This window comes from Paraburkholderia sartisoli, from assembly GCF_900107685.1.
Taxonomy (GTDB): Bacteria; Pseudomonadota; Gammaproteobacteria; order Burkholderiales; family Burkholderiaceae; genus Paraburkholderia; species Paraburkholderia sartisoli.
In genome coordinates this window covers 1-2,936 of record NZ_FNRQ01000020.1, presented here as the reverse complement: position 1 = coordinate 2,936, position 2,936 = coordinate 1, and the positions used below count along the sequence as shown (strand labels likewise).

2 tRNA genes and 2 rRNA genes are annotated in these 2,936 nt (G+C 54.4%); all 4 read left to right on the top strand.

What is annotated here, in order from left to right:
• Positions 1–315: 315 nt before the first annotated feature.
• Positions 316–1,846: ribosomal RNA gene (locus tag BLV45_RS26855) — 16S ribosomal RNA — on the top strand.
• A gap of 76 nt (positions 1,847–1,922) precedes the next feature.
• A tRNA-Ile gene (locus BLV45_RS26850) sits at positions 1,923–1,999 on the top strand.
• Between the two features lie 73 nt (positions 2,000–2,072).
• Positions 2,073–2,148, top strand: a tRNA-Ala gene (locus BLV45_RS26845).
• A gap of 379 nt (positions 2,149–2,527) precedes the next feature.
• A 23S ribosomal RNA gene (locus BLV45_RS26840) occupies positions 2,528–2,936 on the top strand; the annotation flags it as partial.

Sequence of the window (2,936 nt, the reverse complement as noted above, 5' to 3'; positions counted from 1 at the left end):
TCTTCATAATCTCGTTTCTCTGCTGCGGATGCAGCGACGTGCAACGAAGCGGTGCCGGGTGGTTGGAAGTGGGCGCGGTTTCGGGTGGTGGGCGCGGACTTGATCTTTAAAAATTAACAGTCGATAAGTGTGGGCGCTTGATGCGCGACGCGCGGTGGATCCTTCGGGGTTCGCCGGACAGCGAAAGTATCAAGTCTCACACAGTAATGAAAGGAAGGTTTTGCTGCTGGTGTGTCAAGCACCGGCAGGAGAATCATTCGTCAGTACGTTGAGTGAGCGACCTATTCGCAAGAATAGAAAACAGTAACAGGCATTGAACTGAAGAGTTTGATCCTGGCTCAGATTGAACGCTGGCGGCATGCCTTACACATGCAAGTCGAACGGCAGCACGGGGGCAACCCTGGTGGCGAGTGGCGAACGGGTGAGTAATACATCGGAACGTGTCCTGGAGTGGGGGATAGCCCGGCGAAAGCCGGATTAATACCGCATACGCTCTACGGAGGAAAGGGGGGGATCTTAGGACCTCTCGCTCAAGGGGCGGCCGATGGCAGATTAGCTAGTTGGTGGGGTAAAGGCCTACCAAGGCGACGATCTGTAGCTGGTCTGAGAGGACGACCAGCCACACTGGGACTGAGACACGGCCCAGACTCCTACGGGAGGCAGCAGTGGGGAATTTTGGACAATGGGCGCAAGCCTGATCCAGCAATGCCGCGTGTGTGAAGAAGGCCTTCGGGTTGTAAAGCACTTTTGTCCGGAAAGAAAACCTCAGCCCTAATACGGCGGGGGGATGACGGTACCGGAAGAATAAGCACCGGCTAACTACGTGCCAGCAGCCGCGGTAATACGTAGGGTGCGAGCGTTAATCGGAATTACTGGGCGTAAAGCGTGCGCAGGCGGTTCGTTAAGACAGATGTGAAATCCCCGGGCTTAACCTGGGAACTGCATTTGTGACTGGCGGGCTAGAGTATGGCAGAGGGGGGTAGAATTCCACGTGTAGCAGTGAAATGCGTAGAGATGTGGAGGAATACCGATGGCGAAGGCAGCCCCCTGGGCCAATACTGACGCTCATGCACGAAAGCGTGGGGAGCAAACAGGATTAGATACCCTGGTAGTCCACGCCCTAAACGATGTCAACTAGTTGTCGGGTCTTCATTGACTTGGTAACGTAGCTAACGCGTGAAGTTGACCGCCTGGGGAGTACGGTCGCAAGATTAAAACTCAAAGGAATTGACGGGGACCCGCACAAGCGGTGGATGATGTGGATTAATTCGATGCAACGCGAAAAACCTTACCTACCCTTGACATGGACGGAGCCTGGCTGAAAGGTCGGGGTGCTCGAAAGAGAACCGTCACACAGGTGCTGCATGGCTGTCGTCAGCTCGTGTCGTGAGATGTTGGGTTAAGTCCCGCAACGAGCGCAACCCTTGTCCCTAGTTGCTACGCAAGAGCACTCTAGGGAGACTGCCGGTGACAAACCGGAGGAAGGTGGGGATGACGTCAAGTCCTCATGGCCCTTATGGGTAGGGCTTCACACGTCATACAATGGTCGGAACAGAGGGCCGCCAACCCGTGAGGGGGAGCCAATCCCAGAAAACCGATCGTAGTCCGGATCGCACTCTGCAACTCGAGTGCGTGAAGCTGGAATCGCTAGTAATCGCGGATCAGCATGCCGCGGTGAATACGTTCCCGGGTCTTGTACACACCGCCCGTCACACCATGGGAGTGGGTTTTACCAGAAGTGGCTAGTCTAACCGCAAGGAGGACGGTCACCACGGTAGGATTCATGACTGGGGTGAAGTCGTAACAAGGTAGCCGTATCGGAAGGTGCGGCTGGATCACCTCCTTTCTCGAGCTAACGTGTCAAACGTTGAGCGCTCACGCTTATCGACTGTGAATTAGGACAGTAATTCAGACAGACTCAGGGGTCTGTAGCTCAGTCGGTTAGAGCACCGTCTTGATAAGGCGGGGGTCGATGGTTCGAATCCATCCAGACCCACCATCTTTGTCTGTGGTGGCTGCGCTAGATCGACGGGAGCGCCCTGGGGCACATGGGCTGAATGCAGGCATGACCGGGGGGATTAGCTCAGCTGGGAGAGCACCTGCTTTGCAAGCAGGGGGTCGTCGGTTCGATCCCGTCATCCTCCACCAATCCTCAATGCGCAGGGTTCTGTGTTTAACCGGCACAGAGCGTTTCGCATTGGCGATTGAGCCAGTCAGAGCGGTATGAAGCAGAGCTTTATATCGGCTGTCGTTCTTTAACAATCAGGAAGAAGTAGTAAAGAGATTCACGAAAGATCACTTAGAGATGGGTGGTTGAGTAGGTGAATCAGGGTTGTGATTGTATCAATGTATTTTAAAGGTGATCGAGAGATCGCTTTGGAATACGGCGCAACACGAATACTCAACCTGTAGCGATTGTGATTGAGGTCCTGGCATTCCCTGTGAATGTCCCTGTCCCCGCTGGGGATGGGACCGCGGTAAGCGCTAAAGCGCTAACTGCGGGTCGACCGAGACACACCCGTTATAGGGTCAAGCGAACAAGTGCATGTGGTGGATGCCTTGGCGATCACAGGCGATGAAGGACGCGGTAGCCTGCGAAAAGCGGTGGGGAGCTGGCAAACGAGCTTTGATCCACCGATATCCGAATGGGGAAACCCACTCCGAATGGAGTATCCATGACTGAATCCATAGGTCATGTGAAGCGAACGCGGTGAACTGAAACATCTAAGTAACCGCAGGAAAAGAAATCAACCGAGATTCCCAGAGTAGTGGCGAGCGAAATGGGACCAGCCTGTACTCTTTATCTTCATTGTTAGTCGAAGGCTCTGGAAAGTGCCGCCATAGCAGGTGATAGCCCTGTAGACGAAAACAGCGAGGAAGAACTAGGTGTACGACAAGTAGGGCGGGACACGTGAAATCCTGTCTGAAGATGGGGG